This window comes from Mesorhizobium sp. M00.F.Ca.ET.216.01.1.1 (genome assembly GCF_004010325.2).
In the GTDB taxonomy this organism is placed as follows: domain Bacteria; phylum Pseudomonadota; class Alphaproteobacteria; order Rhizobiales; family Rhizobiaceae; genus Mesorhizobium.
Genome location: NZ_SADR02000090.1, coordinates 1 through 634 on the forward strand (window position 1 = coordinate 1; position 634 = coordinate 634).

Annotated in this window: 1 pseudogene; it reads right to left on the reverse strand. The window is 68.0% G+C overall.

Going from position 1 to position 634, the window contains the following annotated elements:
- Positions 1-634, reverse strand: a pseudogene (locus EN859_RS35155) (tyrosine-type recombinase/integrase); the annotation flags it as partial.

Consider the following 634-nt stretch of genomic DNA (forward strand, 5'->3'; position numbering starts at 1 on the left):
GCAGGCTGATCCGGTCGAGCGGACTCATCACGGTGTGGATCGTCTTGGTGGCGACATGGGCTGAGACGCGCGGTCGTGTTGAGCCGGGCATGGCCGAGCAGGACCTGGATGACGCGAATGTCGACGTCCTGCTCCAAAAGATGGGTGGCGAAGGAATGCCTCAGCGTGTGCGGCGTTACCCGCTTCTTGATCTCGGCGGCTTCCGCCGCGGCATGAACGGCGCGGTTCATCTGCCGCGTGGAGAGTGGCGTGATCGGGTTGCGGCCCGGGAACAGCCAGCCCCGCGGCAGCATCACGCCGCGGCGTTTGCCCTCGCGCCACCAGGCGCGCAGAAGGTTGAGCAGTTGCGGCGACAGCATGGCGTGGCGGTCCTTGCGCCCCTTGCCCTGCTCGACCCGGATCAGCATGCGCGTCGAATCGATGTCGCTCACCTTGAGCGCCACGATCTCCGACACCCGCAACCCGGCGCCGTAGGCCGTGCCCAGCGCCGCCTTGTACTTCGGACCCGGTGCGGCTTCGAGCAGCCGCGCCACCTCCTCGACGCTCAGCACCAGCGGCAGCTTGCGCGGCTGGCGGATGACGGTGAGACGGCGCGAGAGATCGGGCCGGTCGAGCGTCACGGTGAAGAAGAAGC